Genomic DNA, 17,559 nt, shown 5'->3' on the forward strand with positions numbered 1-17,559 from the left:
CTCACTTGTCGGTGCACCCCAGGGCTTTTTCAGGCAAGCGCCTCCGTGGGCGACTGGCGTGCCGCCCGCACCGCGGGATAGACGCCGGCGATGGCGCCGATGAGGATCGCCGAGCCCACTCCCCCGAGCAGGGCCGGCCACGGCAGTGCCGCGGGCCATTGCTGACTGATCGAATACCCGGCCGTGACCGCGATTCCCACGATCACGCCGACCAGTCCGCCGAGGCCCGACAGCAGCACCGACTCGGTCAGGAACTGCCACCGGATCTGCCGCCGGGTCGCCCCGAGCGCCCGCCGCAGACCGATCTCCCTGCGCCGTTCCAGCACCGAGATCACCATCGTGTTCGCCACGCCGACGCCACCCACCAACAACGCGACTCCGCCCAAGCCCAGGAACAGCGCGTTGTAGGAACTCTCGGCCAGCTGCTGCGCTTCCAGCGCCTCGGACGGCCGGGAAACCTTGACCTCGTTGGACTTCTGCGGGTTCAGCGTCGGCCCGAGCAGGTTGCGGACGTTGTCGACCTGGTCCGGGGACGTGCGCACGTAGACCGTGTTCGCGTTGCCCTCGAACCCGAACGCCTCCTTGGCCGCCTCCCAGCCGATCAGCGCGGACCTGTCGATCTCCGGGGAGAGCGGCAACGGCCCGAGGATGCCGACGACGGTGAACCACTGCCCGTCGAGCCACAGCTGCACACCGGGCTCCTCCACGCCCAGGCGTGAGGCCGCGGTACCCCCGAGCACCACCGACTTCTCGCCCGGCGACAGCCACCGGCCCTTGCGGACCTCGGCGTTCAGGACCTCGAGCAGGTCCTTCTCCGCCGCCTGCACCTGCAGCCCGAGCGTGTCGCTCGACGGCACGAGGTCGTTCTTGCGGACGCTCGCGGAGAGCTTGCCGGTGGCGCTGGCCGCCGACACCGCGCCGATCCGCTTGGCCATCGGCACCGCTGTCTCCGGCAGCTTCGCGTCCTGGCCGAAGAAGTCCTGGCCCGGCGCGGCGGTCAGGAGGTTGGTGCCCAGCTTGGACATCTTCTCGTTCAGCGCCGCCGCACTGGAGGCCGGGATGCCTACGACCGCGACCACGGCGGCGATGCCGATCGCGATGCCCAGGGCGGACAGCACCGCGCGGATCGGGCGGGTCCGCATGCCGAAGAAGCCGAGACGGAGGAGGTCGATCACAACGCCCTCCCGACGAAAGCCTGCGTCCAACCAGTCATGTCGTTCCCAGTGAGTTGTCTTTCGTGCGAACGGCGTACAAATGCCGGGCCTACCCGACCCCTGAAAAAGCCGCGGTGCTGTCGCGCACCCTCGGGTGCGTGCGTCTGGTGTGGAACAAGACGTTGAGCGAACGGACCCGCCGCTACCACACCGAAAACGCACCCACGTCGCACAGAGGGACAAGCGCCACGCTGACTACGCGGAGGCGAGGTGAAGAACTCGCGTTCCTGTCGGAGGTGTCTTGTGTGCCGTTGCAGCAAACGTTGCGGCATCAACAGGCGGCGTTCCAGAACTTCTTCTCCGGACGTACTCGCTACCCGAGGTTCAAATCGCGGACGGCCCGTCAGAGCGCGCACCACACCAGATCGGCGTTCCGGATGCGCGACGGTTCGCTCGTCCTGGCCAAGACGAGCTCGCCGCTGCGGTTCATCTGGTCCTTCAGCCACATCGACGTCACCGAACTGGATCCCACGACGGTGATTGCGTCCCGCGAGCCTGATGGCCCCTGGTACGTGAGCTTCGCGATGGACGTTCCCAAGCCTGCTGTCCCTCAACCCACGAGCCGCGCGATCGGGCTCGACCTCGGACTGGCGACCTTCCTGACGACCAGTGACAGCGTCCGGATCGCCACTCCGCGGAACCTGGCCCGCAAAGCCAGAAGCCTTGCCCGCCACCAGCGCGGACTTGCTCGGTGTCAACGCGGCAGCAACAACCGGCACAAAGCCAAGGCCGAGGTCGCTCGTACCCATCGCAAGGTCCGCAACGCGCGGCGGGACTTCCTGCATCGCACCAGCACCGCGCTGGTGCGGTCGGCGGACATGGTCGCGGTCGAAGACCTCAACGTCGCGGGCACGGTCCGCAACCGCCGGCTCTCCCGTGCCATCTCCGATGCCGGTCGGGGCGAGTTTCGGCGGCAGCTCGAGTACAAGTGTGAACGAGCCGGTCGCACGCTGGTCGTGATCGACCGCTGGTACCCCTCCAGCAAGACCTGCTCGAACTGCGAGTACCTGCTCGTCGAGTCGAAGCTTTCCGCCCGGCACTGGACGTGTCCGAGCTGCCGCACCCGGCGCGACCGGGACTTCAACGCGGCGAAGAACATCCTTGCGGCTGGTCGAGCCGTAGCCCGAGACGCCCCGGGCGATGCCTGCGGAGCTGATGTCAGACGGCAAGGGTCACCCCTTCCGCGATCGGTGGTGGAACAGGAAGCGCGCGGCCGAAGTTCCGGTTCGTGAGCGAAGTCAAACGATCACCCCGTCGCGGACCTCGACGCGGCGCGGCGCCCACGCCGCGATGTCCCGGTCGTGCGTGATCATCACGATCGTCGTGCCGTCGGAGTTGAGGCTCTCCAGCAACTCCAGCACGCCCGCGCCGTTCTTCGTGTCCAGGTTCCCGGTCGGCTCGTCGGCCAGCAGGATCCCCGGCGTGTTCACCACGGCCCGCGCGATCGCGACCCGCTGCCGTTCACCGCCGGACAGCTCGTGCGGCTTGTGCAGCGCGCGGTGGATCAGGCCGACCCTGTCCAAAGCGGACATCGCCATGGACCGCCTCTTCGACCGCGGCACACCGGCGTAGACGAGTCCGGAGGCCACGTTCTCGATCGCGGACAGCCCGTCGGTGAGGAAGAACTGCTGGAACACGAACCCGATGGTGCGCGCCCGCAGCGCCGACAAGGCGTTGTCCGACAGGGTGGAGATGTCGTTGCCGTCGATCTCGACCCTGCCCGTCGTCGGCTTGTCGAGCGTGCCCATCAGGTGCAGCAGCGTCGACTTCCCCGAGCCGGACGGTCCCACGATCGCGAGCATCTCCCCGCCCCCGACGGTCAGGGAGACGTCGCGCAACGCCTGCACACCACCGGGATACGTCCGGCTCGCGTGGTCGACGGTGATCACTCGGTGGTCACCACCTTCATGCCCTCGCGCAGGCCCTCGCCCTGCACCTCGACCTGGCCCTTGGCGAAGATGCCGACGGTGACCGGGATGGTCTTGCCGTCGTCGGTGACCACGCCGTAGCCGCCCTCGTTGAGCGCGAGGAGTGCGCCGATCGGGACCGCGAGCACGTTCTGCTTCTTCGACACCGTGAACAACGCGGTGACGTTGCCGCTCTCGATGCCCTCGGCTGCCTTGGGGTCGTCGACGGAGATCGTGAGGACGAGCTTCGGCTTCTGGCCCTGGTTCGGGTCGCCGGGGTTGCGGGTGACGCCGGTGATGGTGCCGGTGGTCGGCTTGCCGCCGGTGATCGACAGCTCGACCTTCTCGCCCTGCTTGGCGAGGCGCTGCTTGGACTGTTCCAACTCGACGGTCACCGCGCGCTCGGTGCCGGTGACCTTCATGAGGTCGCCGCCGGCGGGTGCGCCGAGCTGGGCCGACAGGGACGAGACGCGGATCGCTCCCGGCTGGACGATCACGTCACCGGAGCCGAGTTTCCCGTTCTGCTCCAGGCCGTTGGCCTTCTGCCACTTCTTCAGCGCGGAGGCCGTGTACGAGGTGAACTTCTCATCGGGGGCGCCGAAGTCGGAGAACCCGAGTGCGGCGAGGTTCTCCTCCACCACCTTGACGTCGGGTCCGTTCGGCATGCCCGCTTCGAGGTCGCGGTAGAGCGGCATCGTGCCGTAGAACAGCGGCACCGGTTTGGCGTCCGAGTGGAACACCGGTTTGCCCTGGTCGATGACGGCGCCCTGGTTCGGCAGCCCGGTGACGGTGCCGCTTTTCCGGCTGGCCAGCGCTCGTTCCGCGCCGAAGCCGAGCTGGCCGGTCACCGACTGCTGGTCGGCCAGGTTCGTCTTCTTGACCTGTGTGGTCTTCGACGGGTCGTTCTGCAGCGGCGCGGCGCTGGCCTGGTTGGACGCGATTCTCGTGAGCACCACGACCCCGCCCGTGCCGAGCACCACCGCGGCGACGAGCACGGCGACGAGGAGCTTCCTGTTCACCTGGCGCTTCATCCGACGGGCCTCGCAGCGACCATGCCCTCACCGAGGCCGCAGTCCTTCATGTCCTGCTTGACCTTGTCGTCGTCGAAGTTCGGGAACTCCCTGACCTCGGCCGTGCCGCCACCCTCGAACGACGGGTCGGGCCAGTCGTGTCCCTTGTCGCGCATGCACTTCGCCTGCTGGCGCATCTTGTCCTGCTCCTCCGGTGACGGCGGCTTCATCTCGCCGCCGTTGGGCAGGTGCTCCTTGCAGGCCTCGTGGGCGGTCTTCATCTTGTCCTCGTCGATGGACGCGGCGTCGCCGCCGGGCATCGCCTCGATCACGATGCCGCCGCCGTCCTCGCTCGTCTTCGGGTCCGGCATGTCGACGCCGTTCTCCCGCATGCACTGGGCGAACTTGACCATGTCGCCCTTCTCGTCCTTCTGAGCCCCGGCGGGCTGCTCTTTCGACCCGCAGGCGGTGAGCGCCAGGAGCAGGCCCAGCAACACTGCGATGGTGGATTTCATGGGGACAGGTCTACGGAGGGCGTCATTCGGCGGCGTTAAGCGAAAGGCCTTATCCGGCGCTTATGCCCGTTGCGCGGAAAATAGCGTCATGCGTGTGCTGGTGGTCGAGGACGAACAGCTGCTCGCGGACACGATCGCCGAGGGGTTGCGCAGGTACTCGATGGCGGTCGACGTCTGCTACGACGGCGAAGCGGCGTTGGAACGGGTGGGGGTGCACGCGTACGACGTGGTGGTGCTCGACCGCGACCTGCCTCTCGTGCACGGTGACGAGGTGTGCAAGGCGGTGCACGCGACCGGAGGTGAGGCGCGGGTGCTGATGCTGACGGCGGCGGCCGAGGTGGACGACCGGGTGGCCGGGCTCGGGCTCGGCGCCGACGACTACCTGACCAAGCCGTTCGCGTTCGCCGAGCTCGTGGCCCGCGTGCAGGCGCTGGGCCGCCGGGCCCGTCCCGCTTTGCCGCCGGTGCTGGTGCGGGCGGGCGTGACGCTGGACCTGCCGCGCCACCAGGCGTCGCGCGACGGTGCCTTCCTGCCCTTGTCCCCCAAGGAGTTCGCGGTGCTGGAGGTGCTGATGCGGGCCGAGGGCAACGTGGTGAGTCCCGAGGAGCTGCTGGAGAAGGCCTGGGACGAGCACGCGGACCCGTTCACCAACGCCGTGAGGGTGGCGGTGATGACGCTGCGCCGCAAGCTGGGCGCGCCGCAGGTCATCGAGACCGTGCCCGGCGCCGGCTACCGGTTCGGCTCATGACGCTGCGGACCAGGCTGACGGCCTGGTACGGCGGGGTGTTCCTGATCGCGGGGGTCGCGCTGGTCGGGCTCAACTACTGGCTGCTGGCCGAGTTCTTCCCGGTGGACGCGGGCATCGCGATCACACGGGGGATCCCCTCCACGGAACTGCAGCCGGTCACGGGCTACGCGACGATGGAAGCGGCGCAGCTCCCCGCCGACACCCTGGTGGTCAGCGGCGACCAGGCCAGGGCCAACACGATGAGCTCGGTCCTCTGGCAGTCGATCATCGCTCTGCTGTTCGCCGCCGTGCTCGCCGTCTGGCTCGGCTGGGTGGTGGCCGGACGGGTGCTGGCGCCGCTGCACTCGATCACGTCGACCGCGCACCGGCTGGAGGCCGAGCGCCTGGACCAGCGCATCGAGCTGGACGGGCCGCCGGACGAGCTGAAGGAGCTCGCGGACACCTTCGACGGGATGCTCGACCGGCTCGCGTCGTCGTTCGACAGCCAGAAGCGGTTCGTCGCGAACGCCTCGCACGAGCTGCGCACGCCACTGGCCGTGCAGCGGACGTTGATCGAGGTGGCGCTGGCCGCACCGGACGCGAACGACGACATGCGCCGTCTCGGCACGCACCTGCTCGACACGAACGAGCGGAGCGAGAAGCTCATCGACGGGCTGTTGCTGCTCGCTCGCAGTGACCGCGGCCTCGCCAACCGTGAGCTGGTGTGGCTGGACGAGGTGATCGACGACGAGATCGAGTCCTGCGCGGCGCTGGCTTCGGAGAAAAAGGTCACGTTTGCGGTTCGGACTCGCAGGTATCTGGTCGACGGCGACCCGGTCTTACTCGCGCAGCTCGTCGGCAACCTGTTGCGCAACGCCGTCCTCTACAACAAGCCGGGCGGTTCCGTGTCGGTGGAGCTTGATCGAGAACTGGTCGTCACCAACACCGGTCCCACCGTGCCTGCCCAGGCAGTACCCGGATTGTTCGAGCCGTTCCGCCGGCTCCGGGACCGCACCGGGACCGCCGGATCCGGCCTCGGGCTGTCGATCGTGCAGTCCGTGGCGAGGGCGCACCAGGGCGCGGCGAAGGCTCGTCCGAACGGAGGAGGAGGTCTCGTGGTCCAGGTGAACCTTCCGGAAACGGGAGTGCGGCAACCCTCGTGAACTGGCAAGATCACGTATAGATATCGGCGAGTCTCCCACTCATCGGGGGCTCGTTGTCCTAACGTTGTCTGCTGGCGAGGTGCGAATTCAGGGAGGCCACGATGCGAGCGCTGCGAGTCATCGGGCTCGACGAGGACGGCAAGTCCGTCATCCTCGAGGACCCCGAACACCGCGGCGAGCGCTTCACGCTCCCCGCAGACGAGCGTCTTCGGGCGGCCCTGCGCGGTGATCTGGCGCGCCTCGGCCAGATGCAGATCGAGTCCGGCGAGGCCCAGATGCGGCCCCGGGAGATCCAGGCCCGCATCCGTTCCGGCGAGTCGATCGAGCAGGTCGCCGCCGCCTCCGGCATGCCGGCCAATCGCATCGAGCGCTTCGCCTACCCCGTTCTGCTGGAGCGTTCGCGCACGGCCGACATGGCCCAGCGCGCGCACCCGGTCCGTGAGGACGGCCCGGACGTGCAGACGCTCGGCGAGGTCGTCGCGCACTCGTTCGGCCAGCGCGGGCACGACCTGTCCGACACGAGCTGGGACTCGTGGAAGGGCGACGACGGTCGCTGGATCGTGCAGCTGCACTGGAAGACCGGGCGCTCGGACAACCGCGCGCACTGGGCGTTCCACCCCGGTGCGCAGGGCGGCACGGTCACGGCGCTCGACGACGTCGCCGTCGACCTGATGGATCCGAACCCGAACCGGACGCTGCGCACGGTGCGCCCGGTGACGCAGCTCGCGCGGCAGGCACTGGAGGCGACTCCGGCCATCCCGCCGATCCTGCTCGACGAGGAACCACTGCAGGTCCCGGCTCAGGCGACTGCCCCCGTGGCGGCTCCGGTAGCGGCTCCGGCCGTGGCCGAGAAGCCGGTCCAGGAGAAGCTGCCCGAGCCGGAGCCCGCTCCTGCTCCTCCACCGCCGGTGAAGGAGCAGGAGCCCGCAGCCGAGAAGCCGGTCCGCAAGGACCCTCCCCCGAAGAGGGGGAAGAAGAACCACCCCATCGTTCCTTCGTGGGAGGACGTTTTACTGGGCGTGCGGTCGAACCGCTGAGTGAGACGCTGCCGCCATGGGACGTCGTGTCGCGCTGGCTGCCGGAGTGGGTGCACTCCTCGGGCTTGCCTGGTGGGGAATGTTCGAGCTCCTCGCCTCGGGCGCTGTCTGCTCGAAGGACGACTGGGGCTGCCTCCAGGCATTCGTGATCGCCGCACCGGTGTTCGCGGTGCTCGGAGCGGTCGTGGGTGGTTTCGCACTGCGTGCGTTGAGCGTGTCGCGGGCATGGCTGGTCGCCGTGCCCGCGACCCTCATGGCCGTGGTGGCGATGGTGTTGTTGCTGGGGATGACTTTTCTCGCCTTCGCGGTGTTCGCCGCGCTGTACGCGTTGATCGCCGTGCTCACGGGTGCGCGTCGTGAAGGTGCTGTGGAAGGTTCGTGAAGATCAGGCCGGTCACGGCCATGATCAGGTAGCTCTGGGCGCATGGGGTTGCGCGCTGTTGCAGGGGCGAGTGCCGGGCTCTTCACCGCGGTCGGCTGGCATCTGACCTGGCGGTTGTCGCTGTCGCCCGCCTGCCTCTCCGTCACCGACCGGAGATGCGGCCCGGAACACCTCATCTTCCCGACGGCGTACGCGATCGGCTGGGCGATCGCCGGCGGACTGCTCCTGTTCGCCGGGCTCAAGCTGGTGAAACTCCCTCACGCCGGATCGACCGCCGGGCTCGGGTGCCTGCTCTGGCCGTTCGCGGCGTTCGGGTTCCTGCTCCTCGGAGCCACGAGGGACTACGTCGGCATCGGTGTTCCCGTCGTCGCCTTCGGGCTGGCAGGAGCACTCATCGGGCGCCGGCCCAGGCACGCGTGATCGCCGTGCTCACGGGTGCGCGTCGTGAAGGTGCTGTGGAAGGTTCGTGAAGATCAGGCCGGTCACGGCCATGATCAGGTAGCTCTGGGCACATGTTGTCGCGCACTGTTCTCGGGGCCGTCATCGGAGCCGTGGCGGGCTTCGGGTTCCTGTCGACCATGACCCTGACGGGCCGGTACTGCACCGTCGGGTCGGGCCGCACCCTGTGCGGTGAGCTCCCGCTGCTGATCCCGCTCCAGTTCCTGTTCTGGGTGGTTGCCGCCGGGATGCTCGTCGTGGCCGGGTTCCGCCTCCTGCGGCAGCGACGCGGGTGGTGGGCGGCGGGGACCGCCGCCGTGCTGTGGGTCGCGCTGGTCGCGACGACCCTCTACGCGATCTACGAACACGCCGACCTGTACCAGGCGGAACGCGGTCCCGTCATCGCAACGGCTGCGGTGGTCGCGGCGTGCGTCGCCTACGCGGTCGCCGCGCTGGCGGTGGGGCGGGCGCAGCGGTGCTAACGCGGGCGCTGATCGGTGCCTTCGCCGGCGCGGTCGCCGGAATCGCGGGTCACCTGGGCTGGTCGTGGGTGATCCCTGCGGAGTGCCCCGAACTGGGTGGCCGGATCTGCGACAAGTGGTACAGCGTCGCGATGTTCTTCCTGCCCGTGTGCTGGGCCGTCGTGGCGGGGCTGGTCCTGGCGGCGGTGCTCGCGTTGTTCGCACTTCCTCGCGCTTGGTCCGCGTCCGGGCTCGGATGCACCTTCTGGCCGGTCCTGTGGGTGGCGGGCGCCGTGGTCGACGTCGCGAACATGCAACTCGTCGTGTCCGCCGTGCCGGTCGTGGCTTTCGCGCTGGCGGCCGCGCTGACCGGGCGGAGTCGTGCTGCCGGGGATGGCCTGCGCACCGGTGAAGGTGCTGTGGAGGGTTCGTGAAGGCCCGCCCGCTCAGGCGGCTTGATCAGGTACCTGTAGGCGCATGTTGCTGCGCGCTGTCGTCGGGGCGGTGGCCGGGGCGATGGCCGGCGCCGGTCTTCTGCTGACCGTGTACGCGTTCGCCTGGTACTGCGACGAGCCCGGCCGCACGGGGTGCGGTGGTGCGGTCTTGCTGCTGTTCCCGTCGTTCTTGCTGTCATGGATGTTCTTGGCGGCTGTGCTGATCACGTCCGGTTTCCGGTTGGGGTGCCTGGAACGCGGCTGGTGGACGGCCGCGATCGGCAGCGGGCTGTGGGTGGTGCTGGGCCTGTCGGCCCTCTACGTCGATGCCTCCTACCTCTACCTGTACCGGGAAGACGACCTGCGGTTCAAGGCGTACGCGGCGGTGATCGTGCCCTGCCTCGCCTACACGATCGCCTCGTTGGGCACCGGCGTCGCGCGCCTGTCCAGGACGGTCAGCGTGACTCCGCTCCGGCGTGGCACGGTGGGGGCGGTGTCCGGCGCGGTCGCCGGGTTCTGCCTCCAGGGCATGTTCTCCGAGCACCGTTCCGCGTACTACGGGACGAGCTTCGAGTTCTCCACCCTGCCGATCTGGATGCTCGTCGGCAGCGGCCTGACCGCGGGTGGGCTCGTGTTGTTCGGCGCCGGGCGCGGAGGGGCCGCCGCGTGGGCCGGCTTCGTGCTGTGGGCCGTGCTCGGCGTCTGCGCCGGCGTCCTCGGCATGTTCTCGCTCGAGGTCGAGGTGCTGCGCGTGGTCACGGTGCTGCTGGCCGCCTTCGCCTACGCCCTGGGGGCGGTGGTGACGACGTCTCGCGCTCGCGACGACGTTCGACCGGCAGGTGCGGTCACCAGCCGTTCAGCCCCTGGTGAGACGGCCGCCCGATCGTCATGATCTGCCCATGAGGGGGCTCTCGGCGATGCTGGTCGCTGCGATGGTGGGGGCGTTGTGCGGGGCTGGTTGGTTCTCCTCGGTCCAATCCGCGTTCGACCTGCCGTGCGACGGCACAGGGTTGTCGTGCACTTTCTTCGTGCTGCTCTGCGTGGCCCCGGCGCTGCTGGTCCTCTGGGTGGTCGCGGCGTGGGGACTGCTGCGGCTCGCGCGGTACTCGCCGGCCTGGCCGACGGTTCTCGCGGGGACGTCGTTCGCAATCGTGCTGGCTTTCGCACTCGGTTCGGCGATGCCCCTGCTGTCGCCGCCCCGGTGGTTCGTCTTCGTCCTCGTCCCGTTCTCGGCGGCGGTCGGGTACGCCTTGGCCGCCAAGGTGGCCGGAAATCATCGCGGGCAGGGCGAGACGCCGGTTGCGTAGTTCTGCGCATGGCCGTGCGTCCTGCGGATCGTCATGCTCCAGCCATGAGGGTGGTCACGGCGGCGGTGGTGGGGGCCTTGTGCGCGGCCGCGTGGTCGATGTCGTTCGTCCCCATCGGTAAGTCCCTGTGCGTGGGCACCAGCGCGATGGGATGTGTGGGTCTCATCTTCCTGTGGGTGGCACCGATCTCGGCGGTCGTGTGGGCGGTCGTTGTCTGGGCGCTGCTGAGGCTGGCCCGGTGGAGGCCCGTCTGGCCGACCGCGGTCCTGGGGCCGGTGGTCTCGTTCGTGCTGGCGCTGGCCGCCGGGCTGACCGCCGTGGGGATGCGTCTGCGGCCGTCGGAGAACGACAGCGTGCTGGTGGTCACGATCACGACCGGGATCGGCTACGCCTTGGCTGCTGCGGTGACCGGTGGTTACGGTGGGCGGCGTGACGGAGCAGAGCACCGCGGGCAAGACGGGTAGGGCAGGACGCCGGCTGTTGTTCCGGGTCGTCCTGTCGATGGCCGTCGGGGCCGGGCTGGTGCTCGGGTGGACGTGGGCGTACGAGTCGGGCTTCCTGAAGTCGTGGCTCGACAGCACGTCGATGTCGACGTTCCTGCTGCTCGTGCTGATCGGGCTGCCGCTCGCGCTCGTGTCGTCGCTGGTGCTGGCCGGGCCGGTGCTGTGGGTCTTCGGGGTGCGGCCGGTGTGGCCGATCATCCTGCTCGGGCCGATCGTGCTGGGCGTCGGGCTCTACTTCAAGGTCCACGAACCCGCCATCGCGTGGTTCACCAACCGGCACCACGCCGAGGCGTTGCTCGCGGCCGTCGCCTACGGGCTGGTCGGCCTGTTCACCTTCAAGAAGTAGCAGGTACCTCGTCGAGCAGGTGCAGGTCCCAGCCCTCTCGTTCGCACCAGTCCTCCGCGTCCTCGCGGGAGACGAGCACGGCGTGTCTGGGGCGCTCGCCCGCGAGCCGGTCCCAGCCGTCCGGAGCCAGGACGAAGTTCACTCCGCCGTGTGAGGCGATGAGCCGTCCGTGTGGAAACGCCATCGTCTGCTCGGTCCGCAGAAACCGCGTCATGGTGTTCATCGTGCCCTTGACCTCGACCTAAGTCGAGACAGGAGGCTCCGGTGGGAGAAAAACCGGATGCTGAGTGTCGGTCGTACTTCGTACCGTGGAGACGACCTGGAGGGGGCTCACCGCGTGAGCGATCAACGTAACTCGACGATCAGGACCTTGCGGAGGTTGTGGCCGTACGTGCGGCCGCACCGCGCACGGATGACTGTCGTGCTGTCGGCGACGATGCTCGCGATGCTGTGCGGACTCGGCATCCCGCTGCTGACGCAGCGCATCGTCGACGGTCCTATTCAGAACAAGCAGACCGGTCCGCTGCCCTGGCTGATCGCCGGGGTGCTGGTGCTCGGCATCGGCGAGGCGGTGCTGTTCTACGTCCGGCGCAAGATCGTCGCCCGGCCCGCGGCCGAGGTCGAGGCGCGCATGCGGTTCGACCTGTACAAGCACCTCCAACGGCTGCCGGTGTCGTTCCACGACCGGTGGCAGTCCGGCCAGTTGCTGTCGCGCGCGACGAACGACCTCACGACCGTGCGGCGGTTCGTGGCGTTCGCGATCGTCTTCCTGATCGTGAACAGCGTGGTCGTGCTGATCGGGCTGGGCATCATCGCCTCGCTCTCGCCGTGGCTGCTGATCGTGTCGCTGTGCGGCGCGCTGCCGTTGATCGTCATCTCGTACTTCTTCGAGGCGAAGTTCAAGGTCGTGGCGCGCAGGGCGCAGGACCAGGCGGGCGATCTGACCACGACGGTCGAGGAGTCGGTGCTCGGCATCCGGGTGCTCAAGGCGTTCGGGCGCGGGCCGGAGCTGTCGAAGCGGTTCATGGCGCAGGCCCGTGAACTGCGGACGACCGAACTGAACAAGATCTCGATCCTGGCCGCGCTGTGGTCGGTGCTGATCGTGCTGCCGGAGCTGTCGATCGCGGGCATGCTCGCGGTCGGCGCGGTCGGCATCGTGCAGGGCTGGATGACGGTCGGCACGCTGGTCGCCGCGGTCGCGGTGAGCGCTTACCTGCGCTGGCCGGTCGACTCCATCGGCTGGTTGCTGGCGGAGACGAACCAGACCGCCTCGGCGCTGGAACGCTACTGGGAGGTCATCGACTCCCCCGTCGCGATCACCGGCCCCGCCTCGCCCGCGCCGCTGCCCACGCCGCTGCGCGGGCACGTTCGTTTCGAGGGCGTGCGGTTCGCGTTCGACGACGGCCGCGAGGTGCTGTCGGGCGTCGACCTCGACCTGCGTCCCGGTGAGACGGTGGCGCTGGTCGGCACGACGGGGTCGGGCAAGACGACGCTGACCGCGCTCGTGCCGCGGCTCGCGGACGTGACCGGCGGCCGGATCACCATCGACGGCACCGACGTGCGGGACCTCTCGCTGGAGGACCTGCGGACCGTCGTGGGCATGGCGTTCGAGGAACCGGTGCTGTTCTCCGCGTCGGTGACCGAGAACGTCGGCCTGGGCCTGCCGGACGTCACCGAGGCCCAGGTGCGCGAGGCGTTGCGGGTGGCCAAGGCGGAGGAGTTCGTGGAGGCCCTGCCGTGGGGCCTCGCGACCCGGATCGGTGAGCAGGGCCTGTCGCTGTCCGGTGGTCAGCGGCAGCGGCTGGCGCTGGCCCGCGCGGTCGTCGGCAAGCCGGCGGTGCTGGTGCTGGACGACCCGTTGTCCGCGCTGGACGTCCACACCGAGGCCGAGGTGGAGGGCGCGCTGCGGCGCGTGCTGAGCGAGACGACGGCATTGGTCGTGGCGCACAGGTCGTCGACCGTGCAGCTGGCCGACCGCGTGGCGTTGCTGGTCGACGGCAAGATCGAGGCGATCGGCTCGCACCGGGAGTTGTTGGACACCAACGACGAGTACAAGCGTCTTCTGTCCAGCATGGACGAAGACCTGGTCGAAGAGGAGGTGGCGTCGTGAGTGAAGTTGTCGCACCTGTTGCGGCTGAAGAGGAGTGGCGCGGCGTCGCCTCCGAGGAGATCGAGGAGATCTCGTACTCGACGGGTCTGCGCCTGCAGGCCCGCTCGCGCCGTCTGCTGGGTTCGTTGCTGCGCCCGCACGTCGCCCGCACGTCACTGGCGATCGCCGCGGTGGTCACCGGCAACCTGGCGGCACTAGCGGGCCCGCTGCTGATCGCCGCCGCGATCGACCGCGGCATCCCCGCCGCGGTGGGCGGCAGTCCGGCGGTCCTGATCTGGTGTGTGGTGGGCTACGGGGTCTGCGCGCTGCTGATGACGTTCCTGCGCTGGGCGTTCCTGCGGGTCTCCGGCCGGGTGGGCCAGGACCTGCTGCTGGACCTGCGCGGCCGGATCTTCCGGCACTCGCAGGGCCTGTCGGTCGGCTTCCACGAGTCGTACACGTCCGGCAAGGTCATCTCCCGGCTGACCAGCGACGTCGACGCGTTGCAGGACCTGCTGGAAGAGGGCCTGGACAGCCTGTTCAACGCCGCGCTGTCGGTCGTGGGCATCGCGGTGATCCTGATCTGGCTCGACGCCCCGCTGGCGTCGGTCGTGATCGCGGGCTTCGTGCCGCTGTACTTCCTGTGGCGCTGGTTCCGCCGGCGCTCGATGGAGGCGTACCGGGGCACGCGCGGCGCGATCGCCAAGATCATCGTGCAGTTCGTGGAGTCCATGAACGGCATCCGCGCGGTGCAGGCGTTCCGGCGCCAGCCCCGCAACGAGCAGATCATGGCGGGCTTCAACGGTCAGTTCCGCGACGCGAACACCGACGCGCTGGGCGTGATGGCCACGTTCGTCTCGACGATCCGCGCGATCGGCAACGTGTCGCTGGCAGTCGTCCTCGCCTGGGGCGCCTACCGAGTCGCGGACGGCGCCATCGAACTGGGCGTGCTGGCGGCGTTCATGCTGTACCTGCGCCGCTTCTACGACCCGTTCGACGAGCTGGCGATGTTCGCGAACTCCTACTCCTCCGCCACCGCCGCCCTGGAGAAGATCTCGGGCGTCCTGGAGGAACAGCCGTCCGTACCGCAACCGACGTCACCGGTGGCCATGCCCCACGCACGGGGCGCCGTCCGGTTCGCCGACGTGGAGTTCCAGTACCCCGGCACGTCCCGGCAGGTGCTGCCGCGCTTCTCGCTGGACGTGCCGGCGGGCGAGACAGTGGCCTTGGTGGGCGCGACCGGAGCCGGCAAGACCACGGTGGCGAAGCTCGTGGCCCGCTTCTACGACCCGTCAGAGGGTTCCGTGCAGCTCGACGGCACGGACCTGCGCTCGGTGACGGACACGGACCTGCGCCGGGCCGTGGTGATGGTGACGCAGGAGAACTTCCTGTTCTCCGGCTCGGTAGCGGACAACATCGCCCTGGGCCGCCCATCCGCTTCACGGGCGGAGATCGAGGCTGCAGCAGCCGAGGTGGGCGCACACGAGTTCATCGCAGCCCTCCCGGACGGCTACGACACGGACGTCCGCAAACGAGGCGGCCGCCTGTCCGCGGGACAACGCCAGATGGTGGCCTTCGCCCGCGCGTTCCTCGCAGATCCGGCGGTGCTGGTCCTGGATGAGGCAACATCATCCTTGGACGTGCCCACCGAACGCGCCGTGCAGGCAGCACTGGAAACAGTGCTGGCGGACCGAACCGCGTTCATCATCGCCCACCGCCTGTCGACGGTCCTGATCGCGGACCGCGTCCTGGTGCTGGATGGTGGCATTGTGGTGGAAGACGGCTCCCCGGAGGAGCTGATCGGCGAGCGGGGCAGGTTCGCCGCCCTGCACACGGCCTGGCGCGACTCGCTCGCGTAGGCCTGCAGGTCGCGTTCGCGCCAATGGGGATCTGGCGCGAACGCGACCTCACGGCTCCTGTCGCCGACCCACGGCAGGCGCACGGCCAAGCCGCACGGTCAGGCCGCCGCACGGCCAAGACATGGCGAACCACCCTGCCGCCCAACGCAAGGGCGGAGCCGGGGCGTCCCTCCGCACGCGCAGGGCAACGGCGAAGCCGAGCCTCCCTGCCGCCAATCGCAAGGGCGAAGCCGAGGCGTGTGAACCTTTGAGGGCCGTTCAAGCGGTGATGACCAGCACCGGCCCGGTACTACCCGCCCGGCCACCCACGCAAGGTGACCTGAGCGCACTGGTGACCGCCCCGCCGGAACGGGACATGCCCACGGGAGCCGACCCGCGCGCTGCCAGCCCGCCCGCCCTCGCAAGGCGACCGCCCGCACGGCAGGTGACACCCCGCTGGAACGCGACATGCCCACGCAAGCCGACCCGCACGGTCCCAACCCGCCCACCAGCCGAACACCCGCCCCGCCAAACCCCTGATCCGTTCTCCCCACCCTCCACGTCCGATAGGTTCTGCCCGACAGCCAGACCAAGGAGGGCTCTGTGGAGTTGCGAGTCCGGGACGGCCGTGCCGTGCTCGCCGGAGAAGACGATTCCGGTGAGCGCGAGGTCGACCCGCACAGCCTGCCCCTCGGTGCCGATCTCGCCGAGGCGCTGCACGAGTGGGCGAAGGTCGCCGACGCGGTGGTGCGCACCGAGTCGCCGTCCGACGGCGTGGCCCGTGCGCTGATCGCACGCAGGGGCAAGCAGCTCGCGGGCAGGCTCGCCGCGGTCATGAACTCCCCCGTCAGCTACACCGACCCGGTCAGCGGCGACCTGCTCACCGTGGACGCGCCCGAGGTGCCGGTCGAGGCCGCGTTCACCGCGGAACCCGAGGCCGAGCCGGAGCCGACGCCGTGGGGCACCGGGCTCACGGTCAGCGTCATCACGGCCGCGATCGTCACGGTGACCGTCGTGTCGTTGTCGCTGGGCCTGGGTGAGACGAGCCGGTGGCTGGCCCTGGTCGCGAACGTCCTGGTGGTCGGTGGCCTGGCGCCGAGCGTCTGGCTGGGGCGCAACGTGCCGGTGTGGCGCTGGGTCGCGTACGGCGTCGTGACCGGGGTGCTCGTCGCCTGGCTCGCCCTGATCCTGACCCTGCTCTAAGACCTCTAAAGCAGCGCGTGGAACGCCACCGCGCCGGCGGTGGCCACGTTCAGCGAGTCCACGCCCGACGACATCGGAATGCGCACGGCCAGGTCGGCGGCGTCGATGGCCTCGTCGGTGAGGCCTGGTCCCTCCGAGCCGAGCAGGACCGCCACGCGACGGCCGCGCAAACCTGCGTCTGCAAGTTGCAGGGCGGACGAGCGGGGCGTCAGCGCGGCAACTGTATAACCCTTTTGCCTCAACAGGTTCAGCGCCGCGGGCCACTGATCCGTGGTAGCGAACGGCACGCGCAGCACGTGCCCCATCGAGACCCGCACGCTGCGCCGGTACAGCGGGTCGCTGCAACCCGGGCCGAGAACTACGCCGTCGACGCCCAGTGCCGCGGCGTTGCGGAAGATCGATCCGAGGTTCTCGTGGTCGCCCACGCCTTCGAGCACGGCGAGGCGCTGGGCGCCTGAGGCGAGCTCGTCGAACGACACGGCGGGGGCGCGGTCAGCCGCCGCGAGTACACCCCGGTTCAAGTGGAAACCAACGACCGACGCCATAACCTCTGCTGACGTCACGTAGGCGGGAACGTCCAGGTCAGAAAGGTCCAGCGCCTCGATCCTGCGCCGCACCCCGAGCAGCCCGCGCACCGGGTACGGCGATGCCAGCAGACGTTCCACCACGACGACGCCTTCGGCGATGACGAGACCCCGTCCTCCCGGCCGGTCGGGCCTGCGATCGGCCGTCGACAGGTCGCGGAAGTCGTCCAGCCGGGCGTCAGCCGGGTCGTAGATCTCGATCACGTCAGCCACGCCGGAAGTTTCGCATCCGGCGCGGTGTGGAACAGGCGAGGTAGTCCGGAGGGCGGAACCGCACACGCCCGACCAGCGGATGATCGCTGGTTGTTACCTCCACGTGACAGAGAGCACCGTTTTGGGCGATGTAAAGGGGGATCGCGCTGTGTCACTTTTGGCGTTCCGCCTGGCCCGCGCCCACCGGC

Annotated in this window: 21 protein-coding genes; 15 read left to right on the forward strand and 6 right to left on the reverse strand. The window is 69.3% G+C overall.

Annotated features, from left to right (window positions below):
- Positions 1–29: 29 nt before the first annotated feature.
- Positions 30–1,142, reverse strand: a complete 1,113-nt coding sequence (locus tag DFR72_RS16005) for an ABC transporter permease (RefSeq protein ID WP_090065805.1) — start codon at positions 1,140–1,142, stop codon at positions 30–32.
- A 95-nt stretch (positions 1,143–1,237) separates the two neighbouring features.
- On the opposite strand from DFR72_RS16005, the gene DFR72_RS16010 reads away from it, so the two are divergent.
- Positions 1,238–2,446 carry an RNA-guided endonuclease InsQ/TnpB family protein gene (locus tag DFR72_RS16010; protein ID WP_090065396.1) on the forward strand — a complete coding sequence of 403 codons (1,209 nt, stop codon included), beginning with the start codon at positions 1,238–1,240 and terminating at the stop codon, positions 2,444–2,446.
- Between the two features lie 6 nt (positions 2,447–2,452).
- On the opposite strand, the gene DFR72_RS16015 is transcribed toward DFR72_RS16010, so the two are convergent.
- Genes DFR72_RS16015 through DFR72_RS16025 form a run of 3 tightly spaced genes read right to left on the reverse strand, consistent with a single transcriptional unit; the run spans position 2,453 to position 4,646 of the window.
- Entirely contained in the window at positions 2,453–3,103 is a 651-nt protein-coding gene (locus DFR72_RS16015) for an ABC transporter ATP-binding protein (RefSeq protein WP_090065395.1), read from the reverse strand.
- The gene (locus DFR72_RS16020) at positions 3,100–4,140 is read right to left on the reverse strand and encodes a peptidoglycan-binding protein (protein WP_245983012.1); all 1,041 of its coding nucleotides are present in this window, start codon (positions 4,138–4,140) and stop codon (positions 3,100–3,102) included. Before DFR72_RS16020 ends, DFR72_RS16015 begins: the two co-directional genes overlap by 4 nt.
- Before the next feature lie 8 nt (positions 4,141–4,148).
- Positions 4,149–4,646, reverse strand: coding sequence for a hypothetical protein (locus DFR72_RS16025; RefSeq protein WP_090065393.1), 498 nt, complete (start codon positions 4,644–4,646; stop codon positions 4,149–4,151).
- Positions 4,647–4,734: 88 nt separating this feature from the next.
- On the opposite strand from DFR72_RS16025, the gene DFR72_RS16030 reads away from it, so the two are divergent.
- From DFR72_RS16030 to DFR72_RS16080, 11 genes are all read left to right on the forward strand, one after another.
- Positions 4,735–5,394, forward strand: a complete 660-nt coding sequence (locus DFR72_RS16030; RefSeq protein WP_090065392.1) for a response regulator transcription factor — start codon at positions 4,735–4,737, stop codon at positions 5,392–5,394.
- Positions 5,391–6,536, forward strand: a complete 1,146-nt coding sequence (locus DFR72_RS16035) for a sensor histidine kinase (protein ID WP_090065391.1) — start codon at positions 5,391–5,393, stop codon at positions 6,534–6,536. Before DFR72_RS16030 ends, DFR72_RS16035 begins: the two co-directional genes overlap by 4 nt.
- A gap of 101 nt (positions 6,537–6,637) precedes the next feature.
- Positions 6,638–7,573 (forward strand): septation protein SepH, encoded by a 936-nt coding sequence (sepH, locus tag DFR72_RS16040; RefSeq protein WP_090065390.1) that lies wholly within the window; start codon positions 6,638–6,640, stop codon positions 7,571–7,573.
- 16 nt (positions 7,574–7,589) lie between these two features.
- Positions 7,590–7,955: a hypothetical protein gene (locus tag DFR72_RS16045; RefSeq protein ID WP_143086697.1), complete on the forward strand. Its 366-nt coding sequence runs from the start codon at positions 7,590–7,592 to the stop codon at positions 7,953–7,955.
- Between the two features lie 42 nt (positions 7,956–7,997).
- On the forward strand, positions 7,998–8,375 hold the full coding sequence (locus DFR72_RS16050; protein ID WP_090065388.1) for a hypothetical protein: 378 nt from the start codon (positions 7,998–8,000) through the stop codon (positions 8,373–8,375).
- 92 nt (positions 8,376–8,467) lie between these two features.
- On the forward strand, positions 8,468–8,875 hold the full coding sequence (locus tag DFR72_RS16055) for a hypothetical protein (RefSeq protein ID WP_090065387.1): 408 nt from the start codon (positions 8,468–8,470) through the stop codon (positions 8,873–8,875).
- On the forward strand, positions 8,869–9,288 hold the full coding sequence (locus DFR72_RS16060; RefSeq protein WP_090065386.1) for a hypothetical protein: 420 nt from the start codon (positions 8,869–8,871) through the stop codon (positions 9,286–9,288). The genes DFR72_RS16055 and DFR72_RS16060 overlap by 7 nt, the downstream gene beginning before the upstream one ends.
- A gap of 43 nt (positions 9,289–9,331) precedes the next feature.
- Complete coding sequence (locus tag DFR72_RS16065; RefSeq protein ID WP_090065385.1) at positions 9,332–10,180, forward strand: hypothetical protein; 849 nt, start codon at positions 9,332–9,334, stop codon at positions 10,178–10,180.
- A 7-nt stretch (positions 10,181–10,187) separates the two neighbouring features.
- Complete coding sequence (locus DFR72_RS16070) at positions 10,188–10,595, forward strand: hypothetical protein (RefSeq protein ID WP_090065384.1); 408 nt, start codon at positions 10,188–10,190, stop codon at positions 10,593–10,595.
- A 44-nt stretch (positions 10,596–10,639) separates the two neighbouring features.
- A complete protein-coding gene (locus DFR72_RS16075) occupies positions 10,640–11,059 on the forward strand; it encodes a hypothetical protein (protein ID WP_090065383.1) in 420 nt (139 codons plus the stop codon).
- On the forward strand, positions 11,025–11,444 hold the full coding sequence (locus tag DFR72_RS16080) for a hypothetical protein (RefSeq protein ID WP_114773687.1): 420 nt from the start codon (positions 11,025–11,027) through the stop codon (positions 11,442–11,444). Before DFR72_RS16075 ends, DFR72_RS16080 begins: the two co-directional genes overlap by 35 nt.
- On the opposite strand, the gene DFR72_RS16085 is transcribed toward DFR72_RS16080, so the two are convergent.
- A complete protein-coding gene (locus tag DFR72_RS16085) occupies positions 11,434–11,658 on the reverse strand; it encodes a hypothetical protein (RefSeq protein WP_245983015.1) in 225 nt (74 codons plus the stop codon). The two genes, DFR72_RS16080 and DFR72_RS16085, sit on opposite strands and share 11 nt — an antisense overlap.
- Before the next feature lie 123 nt (positions 11,659–11,781).
- On the opposite strand from DFR72_RS16085, the gene DFR72_RS16090 reads away from it, so the two are divergent.
- The 3 genes from DFR72_RS16090 to DFR72_RS16100 all read left to right on the forward strand — a co-directional run bounded on the left by DFR72_RS16090 (position 11,782) and on the right by DFR72_RS16100 (position 16,574).
- A complete protein-coding gene (locus tag DFR72_RS16090) occupies positions 11,782–13,554 on the forward strand; it encodes an ABC transporter ATP-binding protein (protein WP_245983017.1) in 1,773 nt (590 codons plus the stop codon).
- The gene (locus DFR72_RS16095) at positions 13,551–15,392 is read left to right on the forward strand and encodes an ABC transporter ATP-binding protein (RefSeq protein WP_090065380.1); all 1,842 of its coding nucleotides are present in this window, start codon (positions 13,551–13,553) and stop codon (positions 15,390–15,392) included. The genes DFR72_RS16090 and DFR72_RS16095 overlap by 4 nt, the downstream gene beginning before the upstream one ends.
- A gap of 582 nt (positions 15,393–15,974) precedes the next feature.
- Positions 15,975–16,574 carry a DUF2537 domain-containing protein gene (locus tag DFR72_RS16100; RefSeq protein WP_090065379.1) on the forward strand — a complete coding sequence of 200 codons (600 nt, stop codon included), beginning with the start codon at positions 15,975–15,977 and terminating at the stop codon, positions 16,572–16,574.
- Between the two features lie 5 nt (positions 16,575–16,579).
- Here DFR72_RS16100 and DFR72_RS16105 read toward each other — a convergent pair whose 3' ends face one another.
- Positions 16,580–17,371 (reverse strand): TrmH family RNA methyltransferase, encoded by a 792-nt coding sequence (locus DFR72_RS16105; RefSeq protein WP_090065378.1) that lies wholly within the window; start codon positions 17,369–17,371, stop codon positions 16,580–16,582.
- Positions 17,372–17,559 lie beyond the last annotated feature (188 nt).

Origin of the sequence: Lentzea flaviverrucosa (assembly GCF_003350445.1) — a bacterium.
Classification (GTDB): domain Bacteria; phylum Actinomycetota; class Actinomycetes; order Mycobacteriales; family Pseudonocardiaceae; genus Lentzea; species Lentzea californiensis.

Excerpts from the sequence above, each read along its gene's own strand:
- DFR72_RS16045 (WP_143086697.1), top strand. The coding sequence starts at position 7,590 with ATGGGACGTCGTGTCGCGCTGGCTGCCGGAGTGGGTGCACTCCTCGGG.
- DFR72_RS16035 (WP_090065391.1), top strand. The coding sequence starts at position 5,391 with ATGACGCTGCGGACCAGGCTGACGGCCTGGTACGGCGGGGTGTTCCTG.
- DFR72_RS16025 (WP_090065393.1), bottom strand. The coding sequence starts at position 4,646 with ATGAAATCCACCATCGCAGTGTTGCTGGGCCTGCTCCTGGCGCTCACC.
- DFR72_RS16075 (WP_090065383.1), top strand. The coding sequence starts at position 10,640 with ATGAGGGTGGTCACGGCGGCGGTGGTGGGGGCCTTGTGCGCGGCCGCG.
- DFR72_RS16005 (WP_090065805.1), bottom strand. The coding sequence starts at position 1,142 with ATGCGGACCCGCCCGATCCGCGCGGTGCTGTCCGCCCTGGGCATCGCG.
- DFR72_RS16065 (WP_090065385.1), top strand. The coding sequence starts at position 9,332 with ATGTTGCTGCGCGCTGTCGTCGGGGCGGTGGCCGGGGCGATGGCCGGC.
- DFR72_RS16070 (WP_090065384.1), top strand. The coding sequence starts at position 10,188 with ATGAGGGGGCTCTCGGCGATGCTGGTCGCTGCGATGGTGGGGGCGTTG.
- DFR72_RS16030 (WP_090065392.1), top strand. The coding sequence starts at position 4,735 with ATGCGTGTGCTGGTGGTCGAGGACGAACAGCTGCTCGCGGACACGATC.
- DFR72_RS16050 (WP_090065388.1), top strand. The coding sequence starts at position 7,998 with ATGGGGTTGCGCGCTGTTGCAGGGGCGAGTGCCGGGCTCTTCACCGCG.
- sepH (WP_090065390.1), top strand. The coding sequence starts at position 6,638 with ATGCGAGCGCTGCGAGTCATCGGGCTCGACGAGGACGGCAAGTCCGTC.
- DFR72_RS16055 (WP_090065387.1), top strand. The coding sequence starts at position 8,468 with ATGTTGTCGCGCACTGTTCTCGGGGCCGTCATCGGAGCCGTGGCGGGC.
- DFR72_RS16085 (WP_245983015.1), bottom strand. The coding sequence starts at position 11,658 with ATGACGCGGTTTCTGCGGACCGAGCAGACGATGGCGTTTCCACACGGA.